This window comes from Thalassococcus profundi (assembly GCF_003344785.1).
In the GTDB taxonomy this organism is placed as follows: Bacteria; Pseudomonadota; Alphaproteobacteria; order Rhodobacterales; family Rhodobacteraceae; genus Puniceibacterium; species Puniceibacterium profundi.
Window position 1 is genome coordinate 1 of sequence record NZ_QPMK01000028.1, and the last position, 15,162, is coordinate 15,162.

Sequence of the window (15,162 nt, forward strand, 5' to 3'; positions counted from 1 at the left end):
CGCTGGAATGCGCGCACAAGGGCTGGGGGACGAGCATCATCATCGGCGTGGCGCCGGCGGGGGCCGAGATCTCGACCCGGCCGTTCCAGCTGGTCACCGGGCGCAACTGGCGCGGCACGGCCTTCGGCGGCGCCAAGGGCCGGACGGACGTGCCGCGAATCGTCGACTGGTACATGGACGGCAAGATCGAGATCGACCCGATGATCACCCACAAGCTGAGCCTCGACGAGATCAACCACGGTTTCGAGCTCATGCACGAAGGCAAGAGCATCCGCGCCGTGGTGGAGTTCTGAGGAAATCCTGACCATTGTCAGAGGGCGCGTCCGCAACGGGCGCGCCCTTTTTCGTGGCGGCATCGTGGGGGGAGGCGGCAGGAGCCTCCGGCGGGAGGTTTATTGGCAAGATGAAGACGGATCGGCTCACCGTGCGGGCATATCGCGACGCGGATGTGGACGCGCTCTGGGCGCTTCTGGAGCCGGTGTTCCGCGCCGGCGACACCTATGCGATCGACGCCGATATCCCGCGCGACGACGCCTTGGCCTATTGGTGCGGTCCGGGGCGGCGGGTCTTCGTGTGCGAGGAGGCGGGCGCGGTGCTCGGCAGCTATTACGTCGTCCGGAACCAGGGTGGCGGCGGCGCGCATGTCTGCAACTGCGGTTTCGTCACCGCTCCGGCGGCGCGCGGCCGCGGCTTGGCACGCGGGATGCTGGCCCATGCGCTGGACACCGCGACGGCGCTGGGCTTCCGCGCCATGCAGTTCAACTTTGTCGTCGCCACCAACACCCGTGCCATCGCCGCCTGGGAGCGCGCGGGCTTTGACACGGTCGGGCGGCTGCCCGGAGCGTTCCGGCATCCGCAGGACGGATATGTCGATGCGCTGGTGATGTACCGGTCCCTGGTCTAGAAGGGGGCAAAGCTGCGCCAAGGAGGCCCCATGCCCGAAAATACCAAGCTGCTTGCGGTGCTGATCGACGCCGACAACACGTCCCCGAAATATACCAAGGCGATCTTCGACGAGATCGCCGCCCTGGGCGAAGCTTCTGTCCGGCGCTGCTACGGCGACTTTTCCAGCCAGCAGATGGCCGGCTGGTCGAAGGTGCAGGCCGAATTCGGCCTCGTCCCGCATCACCAGCCCGCCAATACGGTCGGCAAGAACGCCAGCGACATCGCGCTTGTGATCGACGCCATGGACCTGATGCACTCCGCCCGGTTCGACGGTTTCGTCCTCGTCAGCTCCGACAGCGACTTCACCCGGCTCGCCAGTCGCATCCGCGAGCAGGGGCTCGATGTCTTCGGCATGGGCATGCAGAAGACCCCCGACGCCTTCCGCAAGGCCTGCAAGCGATTCATCTTTCTCGAGAACCTCGATGGCGCGCCCGAGGCCGGGGCAAAGGGGCCGACGCGCAAAGCTGAGGGGACGAATCTCGAAGAGGCCCGAAACCTCATCTTCAAGGCGATGGATGCCATCGAGCAGGAGGATGAATGGTACACGCTGGGCCAGCTGGGGCAGTTCCTGACCTCGGCCAACCCCGATTTCGACACCCGAACCTACGGCAAGCGCAAGCTGAGCGATCTCGTGGCCGACCTCAAGGTGTTCGAGACAAAACGCAGCGCCGGCAACCAGTTGCTCGTGCGGCGGGTCGATTGATCGTCGATTTCGAAGCATGACTGTCAACTTTTAAGTGTCAATCAAGATTGACACATTTACCTAAGAATGTTGACAGACGCGTGTTCAAGGCGTCATGCTCCAGTTTATGAACCTGTGCGCGGCGGAGGGGTGCACAGGATTTCCGAGGACTGACGCATGATCGATATGCCGATCCCCGTGCGCGCCATAGAAGGCGACGCGCAGGGCCAGTTGCGCGCAGGGTTGTCGCAAGCAGCCCTGATCGTTCTGGCTCAGGAAGTGATCCTGCACCTTGCCCGCTGGTCCGATCGCCACGCGCATGCAGCGGATGCCGCTCCGTGCCCGGCAGAAATCCAGGGCCTCGCCGACGCGCTTGTCAGCCGCGACCCGGACGCGGCGCGCCGGATTGTCTTTCATGCGCGCGCGCAGGGCGCCGGTCACGAGAGCCTTTGTCGCAATCACATCGCACCGGCGGCGCAGCGGCTGGGCGTGATGTGGGAAGACGACGACGTCACCTTCAGCGACATGGCGATCGCCGCGGGGCGCATCCTGTCGATCCTGCGCGAATTGCGCGAGATGGCACCGCCCTTCGAGCCGCGGGGCGGGCGCTGTGCGCTGATCGCGACCGTGCCCGGTGAGCTGCATTCCATCGGGGCCACCATGGCCGCGGACATGCTGCGCAACAAGGGCTGGGACGTCGACCTGCGCATGGGGCAGAGCGAAACCGATCTGGCCCGAACCCTGCGCGGTGGCGGCTATCCGATCGTCGGGCTGTCGGCCTCGACCCCCGAACGCATCCGGGCGCTGGCCCGGGCGGTGGTGGAACTGCGGCTGGTCGCTCCCGGCGTGCTGATCTTCGTCGGTGGCGGCCTGGCGGAACTCGATCCGAACATCGCCGTACGGGTCGGGGCCGATGCCGCCGCGGGCGGGGCCGAGCCGTCGCTGGCCGCGATGGAAAAGCTGCACCTTCAGTTGGTGTCGCGTCAGGTCCCGTAACGGGCGAGGAAAGTCGCCACAGCGCCGTCGATCACGCGGGCGATCTCGTCTTCCTCGAACGTCTCGCGAATGCCGAACAGCAGCTTGGGCCAGAGATCGGCCTTGCAGAGCTCGGCAAACTGATCCGCGGCAAGGTTGCAATCGTCGGTCGCAAGCTCGCCCCGGTCGATGGCCTTGTCGAGGTAGCCCACCAGCGCCGCGCGCATCACCATCGGCCCGCTCTGGTAGAATTGCCGTCCCAGCTCGGGAAACCGGTCGGATTCGGCCACGCAGATGCGAAAGATCCGCTGGCCCATGTCCGACAGGATGAACCCCAGGAAGGCCCGCGCGATCTGCGGCAGCACCACCTGCGGCGGCTGCGCCTCGTCGATGTCGTGCTGGGTCTTGTCGGCCTGCCTGCGGCACTGGTGCGTGGCCACCTCCATGAACAGCAGGCGCTTGTCGGGAAAGTAGCTGTAGAGCGTCGCCTTGGACACGCCCGCCGCCCGCGCGATGTCGTCGACGCTGGCGCCTTCGAAGCCGTCGCGCATGAAAACCTCGCGCGCGCCGTCCAGAACCTGGTCGAATTTTCGACCCTTGCGCACCTTGGCCGCGGTGGCGGTCATGTCTGCTCTCCTTTTGCCTGCCCGGCACTATAGACCGGGCAGTTCAGTTGCGGCAAGCAGACCGACGCCGCGTTTCAACGGCTTTGGCTGGACAGGTGGCCGGTGTCGGTCTGGGTCGCGGGCGTCGGCGCGGGATAGTCGAAGCGCGGAATTTCGAAGGTATACCCGGCCAGAGCGGGGCTGGCGGAGAGGGCGATCAGTAGCGGAAGAACGAGACGGGTCATGGTCATTCCTTTCGTGTGAACCGTTTGGTTCACTTTATATGAACAGAACGGTTCAGTTTATCAAGTGTCCATCTATGTTCGGCCGAAGAATTTGATTGAAGCGCGCCGCGAGATGATTAAATTAGAATCGTTCTAAAGCTCAGGGCTTCCGATGCGTTTTTTCACCCAACGCCGTCATTTCCGCGATCTCAGCGAACAGGAGATTCTGGCGCTCGCCATCTCTTCCGAAGAGGACGACGCCCGTATCTACCGCAGCTATGCCGAGATGCTGCGCGCCGAGTATCCCGACACTGCGCAGATCTTCGACGGCATGGCCGCCGAAGAGGACGGTCATCGCCAGGCCCTGATCGAGCTGCACCGCAGCCGCTTCGGCGAAGTGATCCCGCTGGTCCGCCGCGAACACGTGGCGGGCTACTACGCCCGGCGCCCGGTCTGGCTCATGCAGAACCTCGGGATCGAGCGCATCCGCGACGAGGCCGAGGCGATGGAGCGCGACGCCGAGCATTTCTACCACAGCGCGGCGCAGCGCAGCACCGATGCCGCCACGCGAAAGCTGCTGGGCGATCTGGCCCGCGCCGAGGCCGGGCACCAGGACCGCGCCGGCGACCTCGCGGCGCAGCACCTCGATGATGACGCCCGGGCCGCCGAGGACCGCACCGCGCACCGGCAGTTCCTGCTCACCTGGGTGCAGCCGGGGCTGGCGGGGCTGATGGACGGCTCGGTCTCGACCCTGGCGCCGATCTTCGCCACCGCCTTTGCCACGCAGGACACCTGGACGACCTTTCTCGTCGGCCTCGCCGCCAGCGTCGGCGCCGGCATCTCCATGGGCTTCACCGAGGCGGCTTCGGATGACGGCGAGCTCTCGGGCCGCGGATCCCCGTTCAAGCGCGGCCTGTCGTCGGGGGTGATGACCACCGTCGGCGGGCTTGGCCACGCGCTGCCCTACCTGATCCCGGATTTCTGGACCGCGACGATCATTGCCGTCATCGTCGTCTTCGTGGAACTCTGGGCCATCGCCTGGATCCAGAACCGCTACATGCAGACCCCGTTCTTCCGCGCCGCCTTCCAGGTGGTCCTGGGCGGCGCGCTGGTCTTCGCCGCCGGCGTCCTCATCGGCTCTGGCTAGATCCGGCCGGGACGGTACGGCCGGTCCCGCCGCCCGCCCCTTCATCTTGCCGATAAACCTCCGGGGGGTGTGGGGGGCTGGCCCCCCACTTGAAGGTGCGGTGCGGGGGGGCTGGCCCCGCCTCGTTTGGCGGCCCGCGCGGCCGCCCTGCCGCCTGTCGCGGCACAACAGGCCAACGCACCACGGAGCCGGCCTTCCGCCGCCCTTGCAGATTGACGGGCGCGCTGAGGCTGCTACGAAGCTCTGATGCTGGATATCTTCCTCAAGACGCTGCCGTTTTTCGCGCTGATCGGCCTGGGCTACGGGGCCGGGCGCACCCGGTTCTTCACCGAGGAAGCCACCGCCTATCTGACCAAGTTCGTCTTCTACTTCGCCCTCTCGGCGATGCTGTTCCGGTTCTCCGCCAACCTCTCGATCTCCGAGATCTTCGACGGCCGGCTCGCCGCCGCCTATCTCTGGGGCACCGCCTTTACCTACGGTATCGCCATGGCGGTGGCCTTCCTGCGCGGGCTCAAGGTCGAAACCGCGGCGATCGAGGCGCAATGCGCGGCCATCGGCAACACCGGCTTTCTGGGCGTGCCGATGCTGGCGCTGCTGCTGGGGCAAGAGGCGGTCGGCCCGATCATCCTGGTGCTGGCCATCGACCTCATCGTGTTCAGTTCTCTGCTGGTAATCCTCGTCACAGGGTCGCGCGACGGGCGCATGTCGACGGCGGTGCTGCGCACGGTCGGGGTCGGGCTGGTCAAGAATCCGATGATCGTCTCCATCGTGCTGGGGCTTGCCGTGTCGGGCAGCGGCCTGCCGATCCCGGGGCCGGTGAACGAATTCCTCGCCACCCTCGGCAATGCCGCGACGCCCGGCGCGCTTTTCGCCATCGGCGCGTCGCTGGCCAGCAAATCGGCGGAACGGGTGCAGATCGCGGGCTGGCTCAGCTTCTGCAAGCTGGTGCTGCACCCGCTCTTCGTCGCTGCCGCCTGCTACCTCTTCTTCCCGGTTACCGCCTTCCAGGCCGCCGTCGTGGTGTCCGCCGCGGCCCTGCCGGTGGCCGGCAACGTCTTCATCCTGGCGCAACATTACGGTCTGGCGCCGCAGCGCGTATCGGCGGCGATCCTGATCTCGACCGCCGCCAGCATCCTCACGGTCAGTGTGGTCATCGCCTGGGTCACCGCGCCGCTCTAGGGGACGGGGCCGAAGGGAGGGGTTGTTGCACGCCCGTCTCTGGTCTAGCTCAGGGGCAAACATTGGGGGAGTTCCAAGATGAAAACGATTTCCGAGAACATCTGTCACGGCGGCACGCAGGGCGTCTATTCGCATGACTCCACGGCCACGGGCGGTGAAATGACCTTCGGTCTGTTCCTGCCCGAAGAGGCGAAACTGGGGGAGGTGCCGGTGCTGTGGTACCTGTCGGGCCTGACCTGCACGCACGAGAATGCCATGACCAAGGCCGGGGCGCAGGGCTGGGCGGCAGAGCAGGGCATCGCGCTGGTGTTTCCCGACACCTCGCCCCGCGGAGAGGATGTCGCCGACGACGAGGCCTATGACCTGGGCAAGGGCGCCGGTTTCTACGTCAACGCCACCCAAGACCCCTGGAAGCCGCATTACCGCATGTGGGACTACGTGGCCGAGGAACTGCCCGCGCTGCTGGGCCGTGAGTTCGCCATCGACCTCGAGCGGCAGTCGATCACCGGGCATTCCATGGGTGGCCACGGCGCGCTGACACTGGCCATGGCGCACCCCGGACGGTTCAAGTCGGTCTCGGCCTTCGCGCCCATCGCCAACCCGACGCAAAGCGACTGGGGCAAGAAGCAGCTGGGCGCCTACCTGGGAGACGACACAGGACAGTGGGCCAAGCACGATGCCAGCCTGCAGATGACCGAAGTCGGCTTCGACGGCCCGGTGCTGATCGATCAGGGCGACAGCGACAATTTCCTCGACCTGCTGAAACCCGAGGCGCTGGCCCATGCGATGATGGCGCGCCGGCAGGACGGCATCTTTCGGATGCAGAAGGGCTATGACCACAGCTATTTCTTCATCTCGACCTTCATGGAGGATCACGTGGTGTTCGCGGCCGAGGCGCTCTACGCGTGACGGCGGTCTATGTCGACGCCGACGCCTGCCCGGTCAAGCAAGAGGCCGAGCGGGTGGCGGTGCGGCATGGCGTGACGCTCTACATCGTCTCGAACGGCGGTCTGCGCCCGTCGCCGCATCCGCTGGTCGAGACGGTGATCGTGCCTGACGGTCCGGACGTGGCCGATATGTGGATCGCCGAGCGCGCCGGAGCGGGAGACGTGGTCGTGACCGGGGATATTCCGCTGGCCGCGCGCTGCGTCGAGAACGGGGCGCAGGTGCTCAAGCACAACGGCGAGGCGCTGACGCAGGCCAATATCGGGCAGGTGCTCGCGACCCGCGACCTGATGGCCGATCTGCGCGCCGCCGATCCGTTTCGGCAGGGCGGCGGCAAGGGCTTTACAAAGGCCGACCGGTCCCGTTTTCTGGACGCGCTGGAACGCCTGGTGCGGGCCGCGCGCAAATCGGGATGACGCAAAACTCTTGAAAAGCGTTTTGCCAAGACTTTTTCCCAAAAGTCTTGGCGGTTGGGGAAAGGGCCGACATGCAGCCTGAGGCGGTGATCTTCGACATCGGCAACGTGCTGATTTCCTGGCAGCCCGAGCGCTACTTCGACCGCGTGATCGGTCCCGACCGACGCCGCGCGCTCTTTGCCAATGTCGATCTGCACGGAATGAACGACGTGATCGACCGCGGCGGCGATTTCCGGGAAACCGTCTACGACTGGGCCGAGACGCATCCTGAATGGCGTGATGAAATCCGCATGTGGCACGACAACTGGCTGGAACTGGCCACGCCCGAGATCCCGCAGTCCGTGCGCATCCTGCAGAGCCTGCGCGCCCGCGGCGTCCCGGTCTTTGCGCTGACGAATTTCGGCATCGGCACCTTTGCCCTCGCCGAGCCCGCCTATCCGTTCCTGCGCGAGTTCGACCGGCGCTATATCTCGGGCCACATGGGCGTCATCAAGCCCGAGCCGGAGATCTATGCGCAGGTCGAGGCCGATTGCGGTATTCCGCCGGACCGGCTGCTCTTTACCGACGACCGCAGCGACAACATCGCCGCCGCCGCCGCGCGCGGCTGGCAGACCCACCTGTTCGAAACACCCGAAGGCTGGGCCGGCTGTATCGTGGCGCTGGGCCTGCTGAGCGTAGAGGAGGCCGCATGACCGTACCCGTGTTCATCCCCTTCGAGGCCGGCGAGGCCGTTCTCGACTGGATCGGCCTGACGGACGCCCTGCGCGCCGGTCACGATCTGCCCAAAGCCGAAATCGCCGACACCTTCCTCTACCGTGGCGACGACACGCTGCTGACCCGGTCGGCCTGGATCGACGGGCTGGGCATCGCGGTCAAGGCCGCGACCATCGTGCCCGGAAACGACTCGCGCGGCCTGCCGGGGATCAACGGCGCCGTGAACCTCTTCGACGACGCGACCGGCCAGCTGGCGGCGGTGATCGACTTTCATCTTGTCACCAAGTGGAAGACCGCCGGGGACAGCCTGCTGGGCGCGCTGACGCTGGCGCGGCCCGACAGCCGCCGCATCCTGATCGTCGGCGCGGGGACCGTGGCCGGGTCGCTGATCGAGGCCTACCGCGCCGGGTTCCCGGAGGCGGAGGTCACGGTCTGGAACCGAACGGCCGCCAAGGCGCACGACCTTGCCGTTGCCTATCCCGGCACGACCGTGGCCGAGGACCTCGCCGCGGCGGTGGCAGAGGCCGACATTGTCTCCTGCGCCACCATGTCCAAGTCACCCGTGATCCAGGGCGACTGGCTGCGTCCGGGTCAGCACCTCGACCTGATCGGGGCCTACCGTCCCGACATGCGCGAGGCCGACGACACCGCCCTGCGCCGCGCCCGGGTCTTCGTCGACAGCATCGACACCACGCTGGGCCATATCGGCGAGCTGAAGATCCCGCTGGAGGCCGGGACGATCGACCGCGACCACGTGCTGGGAGATTTCTACGGCATCGACGCCATGCGGCGCGACGCGGAAGACATCACGCTCTTCAAGAACGGCGGCGGCGCGCATCTGGACCTGATGACCAGCCGCTACATCCTCGACCGCTGGCAGCAGGCGAAAGCCTAGGCGCGGGCCATCACCGGCGACGGCGCCTCGCGCACCGGCAGGTGCACGATCGCGCTCAGCGCGCCGACGCCCACGCCGATCCACCAGACGGCGGAATAGTCGCCGGTGAGGTCGTACATCCGCCCGCCCAGCCACACGCCCATGAAACTGCCCAGCTGGTGCGAGAAGAAGACGATGCCGTAAAGCGTCCCTAAGTAGCGCAGCCCGAAGATGTAGCCGATCAGCCCCGCGGTCAGCGGCACCGTGGCCAGCCACAGCGCGCCCATGACGGCCGAGAAGACCAGCACGCTTGCGGGGGTGATCGGCAGCAGGATAAAGACGGCGGCCGCCACGGTGCGGCCGACATAGATGCCGGCCAGCAGATATTTCTTGGACCAGCGGTTGCCGGCCCAGCCCGCCGCCAGCGTGCCCGCGATGTTGGCAAGGCCGATGAGCGAAATCGCCACCGCCCCCAGCGTCGAGGTCGTGGTGATGCCCAGTCCGTGCAGTACGCCGCCGGGGGCGATGGGGCCGCACATCTCGGTCACGAAGGCAGGGAAATGCGCGGTGATGAAGCCCAGCTGGTAGCCGCAGCTGAAGAAGCCGATGAAAATGAGCGCATAGGACGGGTTGCGCGCCGCGCGGCCCAGGATCTGCGCCAGCGTTTCCTCGATCTCTGCGCGGCTGGCCTGTGGCGCGCGCATCGCGGGCAAGAGCAGCAGCACCGTCAGGATTGCGGCGGCAAAGACCAGGAACACCGATTGCCAGGTCATGAAACCCAGCATCCATTCCGCCAGCGGCGCGCCGAAGACCTGGCCCGCGCTGCCCGCGGCGGTGGCGATAGCGAGGCTCATCGACCGGTTCGCATCGGAACTGGCGCGGCCCACCACGGCGAGGATCACGCCAAAGCCGGTGCCCGCGATGCCGAAGCCCACCAGCACCTCGTAGAGGTGATGGGCCTGCGGCGTCACGGCGAAGGACGACAGCACCAGCCCCACCGCGTAGACCACGCCGCCCATCAGGATCGCCTTGCGGTCGCCGATCCGCTCGGCAATGGCGCCGAAGATCGGCTGCCCGATGCCCCAGGCGAGGTTCTGGATGGCAATGGCGAGGCTGAACTCCGCCCGCAGCCAGCCGAACTCCTCGGCAATGGGGATCTGGAAGACGCCGAAGCTGGCCCGGATCGCGAAGGACACCATTATGATGATGCAGCCAACCAGCAGCACGGGGTTGAGGATGGGGGTTCTGGCGTCCATAGGGCCTCCGACGGTTTGGCTGATGTTCTAGGGCAAGCCGCGTGGCCTGTCTTCGGTGTTTTTCTCTCGATCGTCGTCGGCCGTGCGCTCCGGACCTACACAAACCCCGCGCGCCGCGCTATGCGAGGGCATGGCAAGCGTTCAGGACGAATACGAGGCCCGCGTCGCGGCTGGCCAGATCAAGCGGGACCCGGTGCAGGTGGCCTGCCTGCCCGAGCTCGAGCGCATCCGCGCCGAGGTGCACAAACCGCAGAAGTCCGGCCTGTTCCGCAAGGCGCCGCCGCCGCCCAAGGGGCTTTACCTCTGGGGCGGGGTCGGGCGTGGCAAGTCGATGCTGATGGACCTGTTTGTGGACACGCTGGAGGTGCCGGCGCGGCGGGTGCATTTCCATGCCTTCATGCAGGAGATGCATGCGGGCATGCATGCCGAACGCAAGAAGGGTACGGAGGACGTGATCAAGCCCGTCGCGAAAAAGGTCAGCGACGCGGTCAAGGTGCTGGCCTTCGACGAGATGCAGATCACCGACATCACCGACGCGATGATCGTCGGGCGGCTGTTCGAGCAGGTGATGGCGGCGGGCTGCGTCATCGTCACCACGTCGAACCGGGTGCCGGACGACCTTTACAAGAATGGCCTCAACCGAGAGCTGTTCCTGCCCGCAATCGCCCTCATCAAGGACCGGATGGTGGTGCAGGAGATGGCTTCGGACACCGATCACCGGCAGAACCGGATGGTCGGGGCCCAGACCTATTTCACGCCCAACGGCCCCGAGGCACGGACCGAGATGGAGCGGGTCTGGCAGGAGTTGACCGGCGGCAAGAGCGAAGAGCTGGTGCTGACCGTGCAGGGCCGCCAGCTTGCGCTGCCGCAATACTGGAACGGCGTGGCCCGCGCGACCTTCTACGATCTTTGCGGCCGCGCTCTCGGACCTGCGGATTACCTCAAGCTGGCGGAAACGGTGCGGGTGCTGATGATCGAAGCGGTGCCGCTGCTGAGCCGGTCGAACTTCAACGAGGCGAAGCGCTTTGTCACGCTGATCGACGCGCTTTACGAGGCCAAGGTGCGGGTGATCCTCTCGGCCGCCGATACGCCCGAAATGCTGTATGTCGAAGGACCGGGATCCTTCGAATTCGACCGCACCGCCAGCCGCCTGCAAGAGATGCAGTCCGAAGGCTGGGGCGGCTGAGCGCGCCGCGGGCCTGCTGCGAAAAAAGGGGTCCCGAAGGACCCCTGAGGCTGCTCGATTGTGACGGTCTGCCTGTCGTCACCCAGCGACCTGTCCCGCCGCGGTTTGCCGCGTCCGATACGGATCGGTTGTCTGGCCGGTGCCGATGAGGGCGGGTCGGAGCGCTGTCATCCTGAGGGTACGATGTGCCACGTCGTCCTGTCCCTGCCTTGCCGCGCTTTTGTGCCGAATGGCGCGGTCTCTCGGTCTTTCCGAATCATAGGCAAAACTTTGCCTGTGCGTCAACATATTGTGTCCGCGTCAAGAGATATGATTGCTTGACCGGTAGTGCTACAAAACTAAGTAGCCGAATTCGCACGCTTATTGGCTGTTCGTTGCTCAGGGCCGCGGCAGGGCAAGCTCCTGGCCGACCTTCAGATCGCTGGGGCCGGCGAGACTGTTCTGGTTCGCAGCGAACAGCGGTCCGGTCATGTTGACGTCGCCATAGACCTGCTCCGCGATGGTGGCGAGGCTGTCCCCGGGCCGCACGGTATAGACCGATGGCATGACATCTGATGCGGGCGCGTGGCCAGAGGGGGTCAGGGACCGCTGCACGATCGCGTGCAGCAGGCTGCCCGGCGCGCCCGGCGCGGCGCCCCGCCCTGTGGCGGCGTTCAAGTGGCGCATCGTGTCCCAGGTGAGGCGCCGCAGATCGTCCGAAGCGCCGGCCATCGGCGGTGGCGCGGGCCGGGTCACGGCGACCATCGGTTCCGGTTCTGGTTCCGTTGCCAGGGAGATTTGCTCCGGGGCGGCTGGCTCTGGTACCGGGCTTGTCTGCGGTGTTTCAAGCGCCGGCGACAGATCGGTCAGGGCGGCGTCGCTGCGGGTCACGTCCGGAGACGAGACATCCGCGCGATCCGGGCCGCCGGGCTGGAAATAGATCAGCCCTACGGTGACGGCGATGAAGCCAAGCGCGAATAGCACGGTCCGGATCATCGGAATGTGTCCTGCATGATGTTATTCCCCGGGCGCGGTGCTGAGGCCGAGCGCCGCCCAGCCGCGCACGCCGGCGCGGTAATACCCCAGCTTGGAGGCCGGATACCCTGAGCTCCGCAAGGCCTCGATCGCGACAGCGGGGGTGGGGGCGCTGGCGCTGTCGGCAAAGAGCACGAGGTCGAAGGACGGCTGTGCCGCCGGATCCGTGAGACCCAGCGCCGCCAGAAGGTCGGACAAGTAGGGATTGTCGGCGCGCAGCGTCTGTTCCGGGATGTTGACGGCCCCCGGAATGGTCCCGGCGGCATAGGCCTCGGGCGCGCGCAGGTCGACCAGCAGCGCGGTGCCGCTGGCGACGGCGGTTTCCAGGAAAGCCAGCACTTCGAGTTCGCCATAGGTCCGGATGTCCGGCGCCAGCGTCAGCGGCTGGATGCAAGCCGGAGGACAGGCGTCGGCGGCGTTGCGCGAAATCGCGATCTGGGTGCCGTTGCGCGAAAAGCTGACCTTCTGCCGATCCGGAGAGATGGCGGCCTCCTGCGCCGGAGCGGACCCCGCCACGGCATACAGGCCGGAGACCATCAAGGCGGAAAGGATCGTCGCTCTACCCATCTATGCGCCTTCGAAACTGTGCCGGCCGTGGTCGCACCGATCGTACAATCCCCAAAATATAGGCGACCTCGGGGAAAGGCGTCAACATGGAGGGGTGACCCCTAGAGCTTGGGGTGCGGAAAAACTTCGGCCTTTTCTATGCTGTTCGCGACGTCAGCGTCTATCCGTCTGAAAGGAAGGGATAATCACAATGGCGCCGCGCACGCCCTCCTAGCCGTTTTCGCGCAGGATATGACCGGCCAGATAGAGGGAGCCGCAGATCAGCACACGCGCCGCGGGATCGGCCGCCGCAATCTCGCGCAATGCGGTGACCACGTCCGGCGCGGTGGTTGCCGTGTGGCCTGCGGCGGAGGCGATGCGGGCGGTCTCTTCGGCGGGCAGGGTCGCGGCCTCGCCGGGGATCGACACGGCCGTGAGGCTTTGCGCGACCGGCGCGAGCGGCAAGAGATATCCGCGCACGTCCTTGGTGTTGAGCATGCCGCAGATGAGGTGCGTCGGGCGCGGCGGCAGGGTCGCGAGATGCGCGCCGATCACCTGTCCGGCGGCTGGATTGTGACCGCCGTCGAGCCAGAGTTCGGCCCGCGGTGCGATGTCGAAGAGCGGTCCCGTGGTCAGGCGCTGCATCCGCGCGGGCCAGAAGGCGCGGGTCACGGCGGCCTCGCAGGCGGCCTCGTCGGCGCCGAGGTGGCGCAGGGCGGCGAGCGCCGCGCCGGCGTTCTGGACCTGGTGGCCGCCGGGCAGGTTGGGCATCGGCAGATCCAGCAGGCCGGACTCGTCCTGGTACACCAGCCGCCCGCGTTCGGTGCCGACGTGCCAGTGCTGCCCGTAGGCCAGGACCGGCGCGGAGAGTCGCGCGGCCTGCCGTTCGATCACCTCGAGCGCGTCTTCCTCCTGCGGGCCGACGATGCAGGGCACGCGGCGCTTGACGATGCCGGCCTTTTCGAAGGCGATCTTGGCCAGCGTGTCGCCCAGGTATTGCTCGTGGTCGATGGAAACGGGCGTGATCACCGTCAGCGCAGGACTGTCGATCACGTTGGTCGCGTCGAGCCGACCGCCGAGACCGACCTCGAGCAGGGTGTAATCCGCGAGCACCCGCGAAAAGGCGAGGAAGGCAGCGCAGGTGGTGATCTCGAAATAGGTGATGTGCTGGCCGTCGTTGACCGCGTAGCAGTCGTCGAGCGCGGCAGTCAGCGCCTCTTCGGTGATGAGAGACCCTGCGACGCGGATGCGTTCGTGAAACCGCGCCAGATGCGGCGAGGTATAGGCATGGACGGACTTGCCCATCGCCTCGAGCCCGGCGAGGATCATCGCCTGCGTCGAGCCCTTGCCGTTGGTGCCGGCGATATGGATCACCGGGGGCAGGCGTTTCTCGGGGTGGTCGAGCGCCGCCAGCAGCCGCCACATGCGGTCCAGCGTCAGGTCCATCACCTTTGGATGCAGGCGCATCATCTTTTCGAGGATGACGTCCGAATGCGGCGCCGGCCTCTCCGCCCTGTCGGGCGTCTGCGCGGTGCTCATTCGGGTTCGGCCTGCGTGTCGTCGGGGGCAGGCAGGTCGCCGGCGACCGGGGGCGGCAGTTGCATCAGCATGCGGGTGATGCTCACCAGCTCCTCTTTCATCTCGCGCCGGTCGGTGACGCGGTCGAGCATGCCGTGTTCCAGCAGGTATTCGGCGCGCTGGAATCCTTCGGGCAGTTTCTCGCGGATCGTCTGTTCGATCACCCGTGGCCCGGCAAAGCAGATCAGCGCATTGGGTTCCGAGATCTGGATGTCGCCCAGCATCGCGTAAGAGGCGGTGACTCCGCCGGTTGTGGGGTGGGTCAGCACGACGATATAAGGCAGGCCCGCGTCGCGCAGCATCTGCACGGCGACGGTCGAGCGCGGCATCTGCATCAACGACAGGATGCCTTCCTGCATCCGCGCGCCGCCGGCGGCGGAAAACAGGATCAGCGGGCATTTGAGGCGCAGCGCCTCCTTTGCGGCGGCGATGATCGCGTTGCCGACGTACATGCCCATGGACCCGGCCATGAAGGAAAAATCCTGAGCCGCGGCGACGACCTGCGTGCGCCCCATCTCGCCGCGGGCGACGAGCATCGCCTCTTTCTCGCCGGTGGCCTTCTGCGCGGCTTTCATCCGGTCGGGATAGCGTTTCTGGTCGCGAAACTGCAGCGGGTCGGTCAGCGGTTCGGGCACCTTGACCTCGGTGAACACGCCGCCGTCGAAAAGCGCGGTGAACCGGTCGCGCGGCGCGATGTTCATGTGATGCCCGCAATTGGTGCAGACGTTGAGGTTGTCCGACACTTCGCGGTGGAACAGCATCGTGCCGCAGGCGTCGCATTTCGACCAGAGGTTCTCGGGCACTTCGCGGCGCGAGAAGATCGAGTTGATCCGGGGGCGGACGTAGTTGGAAATCCAGTTCATGGCGCGGCGGTCC

The 15,162-nt window shown here is 66.5% G+C and carries 17 protein-coding genes and 1 pseudogene; 11 read left to right on the forward strand and 7 right to left on the reverse strand.

Translation table 11 applies throughout. The features are described 5' to 3' along the window. The 4 genes and pseudogenes from DU478_RS21595 to DU478_RS21610 all read left to right on the forward strand — a co-directional run. Nucleotides 1-293: pseudogene (locus DU478_RS21595) on the forward strand (S-(hydroxymethyl)glutathione dehydrogenase); the annotation flags it as partial. A gap of 110 nt (nt 294-403) precedes the next feature. Next, on the forward strand, nt 404-904 hold the full coding sequence (locus DU478_RS21600; RefSeq protein WP_114512929.1) for a GNAT family N-acetyltransferase: 501 nt from the start codon (nt 404-406) through the stop codon (nt 902-904). 30 nt (nt 905-934) lie between these two features. Continuing rightward, nucleotides 935-1,648, forward strand: coding sequence for an NYN domain-containing protein (locus DU478_RS21605; protein WP_114512930.1), 714 nt, complete (start codon nt 935-937; stop codon nt 1,646-1,648). 156 nt (nt 1,649-1,804) lie between these two features. Continuing rightward, the gene (locus DU478_RS21610) at nt 1,805-2,623 is read left to right on the forward strand and encodes a cobalamin B12-binding domain-containing protein (protein WP_114512931.1); all 819 of its coding nucleotides are present in this window, start codon (nt 1,805-1,807) and stop codon (nt 2,621-2,623) included. Here DU478_RS21610 and DU478_RS21615 read toward each other — a convergent pair. Next, on the reverse strand, nt 2,611-3,228 hold the full coding sequence (locus tag DU478_RS21615; protein WP_114512932.1) for a TetR/AcrR family transcriptional regulator: 618 nt from the start codon (nt 3,226-3,228) through the stop codon (nt 2,611-2,613). The genes DU478_RS21610 and DU478_RS21615 overlap by 13 nt on opposite strands. A 74-nt stretch (nt 3,229-3,302) precedes the next feature. Then, entirely contained in the window at nt 3,303-3,452 is a 150-nt protein-coding gene (locus DU478_RS23035; protein WP_158545828.1) for a hypothetical protein, read from the reverse strand. A gap of 151 nt (nt 3,453-3,603) precedes the next feature. Between DU478_RS23035 and mbfA the strand changes: the two genes are divergently transcribed. The 6 genes from mbfA to DU478_RS21645 all read left to right on the forward strand — a co-directional run bounded on the left by mbfA (nt 3,604) and on the right by DU478_RS21645 (nt 8,727). Further along, complete coding sequence (mbfA, locus tag DU478_RS21620) at nt 3,604-4,578, forward strand: iron exporter MbfA (RefSeq protein ID WP_114512933.1); 975 nt, start codon at nt 3,604-3,606, stop codon at nt 4,576-4,578. A gap of 246 nt (nt 4,579-4,824) precedes the next feature. Continuing rightward, complete coding sequence (locus DU478_RS21625; RefSeq protein ID WP_114512934.1) at nt 4,825-5,757, forward strand: AEC family transporter; 933 nt, start codon at nt 4,825-4,827, stop codon at nt 5,755-5,757. Nucleotides 5,758-5,835: 78 nt separating this feature from the next. Continuing rightward, a complete protein-coding gene (fghA, locus tag DU478_RS21630; RefSeq protein WP_114512935.1) occupies nt 5,836-6,666 on the forward strand; it encodes an S-formylglutathione hydrolase in 831 nt (276 codons plus the stop codon). After that, complete coding sequence (locus DU478_RS21635) at nt 6,663-7,118, forward strand: YaiI/YqxD family protein (RefSeq protein WP_114512936.1); 456 nt, start codon at nt 6,663-6,665, stop codon at nt 7,116-7,118. Before fghA ends, DU478_RS21635 begins: the two co-directional genes overlap by 4 nt. 71 nt (nt 7,119-7,189) lie before the next feature. Further along, the gene (locus tag DU478_RS21640) at nt 7,190-7,810 is read left to right on the forward strand and encodes an HAD family hydrolase (RefSeq protein WP_114512937.1); all 621 of its coding nucleotides are present in this window, start codon (nt 7,190-7,192) and stop codon (nt 7,808-7,810) included. Next, nucleotides 7,807-8,727, forward strand: a complete 921-nt coding sequence (locus tag DU478_RS21645; protein WP_114512938.1) for an ornithine cyclodeaminase family protein — start codon at nt 7,807-7,809, stop codon at nt 8,725-8,727. Before DU478_RS21640 ends, DU478_RS21645 begins: the two co-directional genes overlap by 4 nt. Here DU478_RS21645 and DU478_RS21650 read toward each other — a convergent pair. Then, a complete protein-coding gene (locus tag DU478_RS21650) occupies nt 8,724-9,962 on the reverse strand; it encodes an MFS transporter (protein ID WP_114512939.1) in 1,239 nt (412 codons plus the stop codon). The two genes, DU478_RS21645 and DU478_RS21650, sit on opposite strands and share 4 nt — an antisense overlap. Before the next feature lie 130 nt (nt 9,963-10,092). Between DU478_RS21650 and zapE the strand changes: the two genes are divergently transcribed. After that, nucleotides 10,093-11,148, forward strand: a complete 1,056-nt coding sequence (zapE, locus tag DU478_RS21655; RefSeq protein ID WP_114512940.1) for a cell division protein ZapE — start codon at nt 10,093-10,095, stop codon at nt 11,146-11,148. A gap of 378 nt (nt 11,149-11,526) precedes the next feature. Here zapE and DU478_RS21660 read toward each other — a convergent pair whose 3' ends face one another. The 4 genes from DU478_RS21660 to accD all read right to left on the reverse strand — a co-directional run bounded on the left by DU478_RS21660 (nt 11,527) and on the right by accD (nt 15,149). Then, entirely contained in the window at nt 11,527-12,123 is a 597-nt protein-coding gene (locus DU478_RS21660; RefSeq protein WP_114512941.1) for a LysM peptidoglycan-binding domain-containing protein, read from the reverse strand. Between the two features lie 21 nt (nt 12,124-12,144). Beyond that, nucleotides 12,145-12,729 (reverse strand): rhodanese-like domain-containing protein, encoded by a 585-nt coding sequence (locus DU478_RS21665; protein WP_114512942.1) that lies wholly within the window; start codon nt 12,727-12,729, stop codon nt 12,145-12,147. Nucleotides 12,730-12,939: 210 nt separating this feature from the next. Beyond that, entirely contained in the window at nt 12,940-14,247 is a 1,308-nt protein-coding gene (locus tag DU478_RS21670) for a bifunctional folylpolyglutamate synthase/dihydrofolate synthase (RefSeq protein WP_233501532.1), read from the reverse strand. Beyond that, a complete protein-coding gene (accD, locus tag DU478_RS21675) occupies nt 14,244-15,149 on the reverse strand; it encodes an acetyl-CoA carboxylase, carboxyltransferase subunit beta (protein WP_114512943.1) in 906 nt (301 codons plus the stop codon). The genes DU478_RS21670 and accD overlap by 4 nt, the downstream gene beginning before the upstream one ends. Nucleotides 15,150-15,162 lie beyond the last annotated feature (13 nt).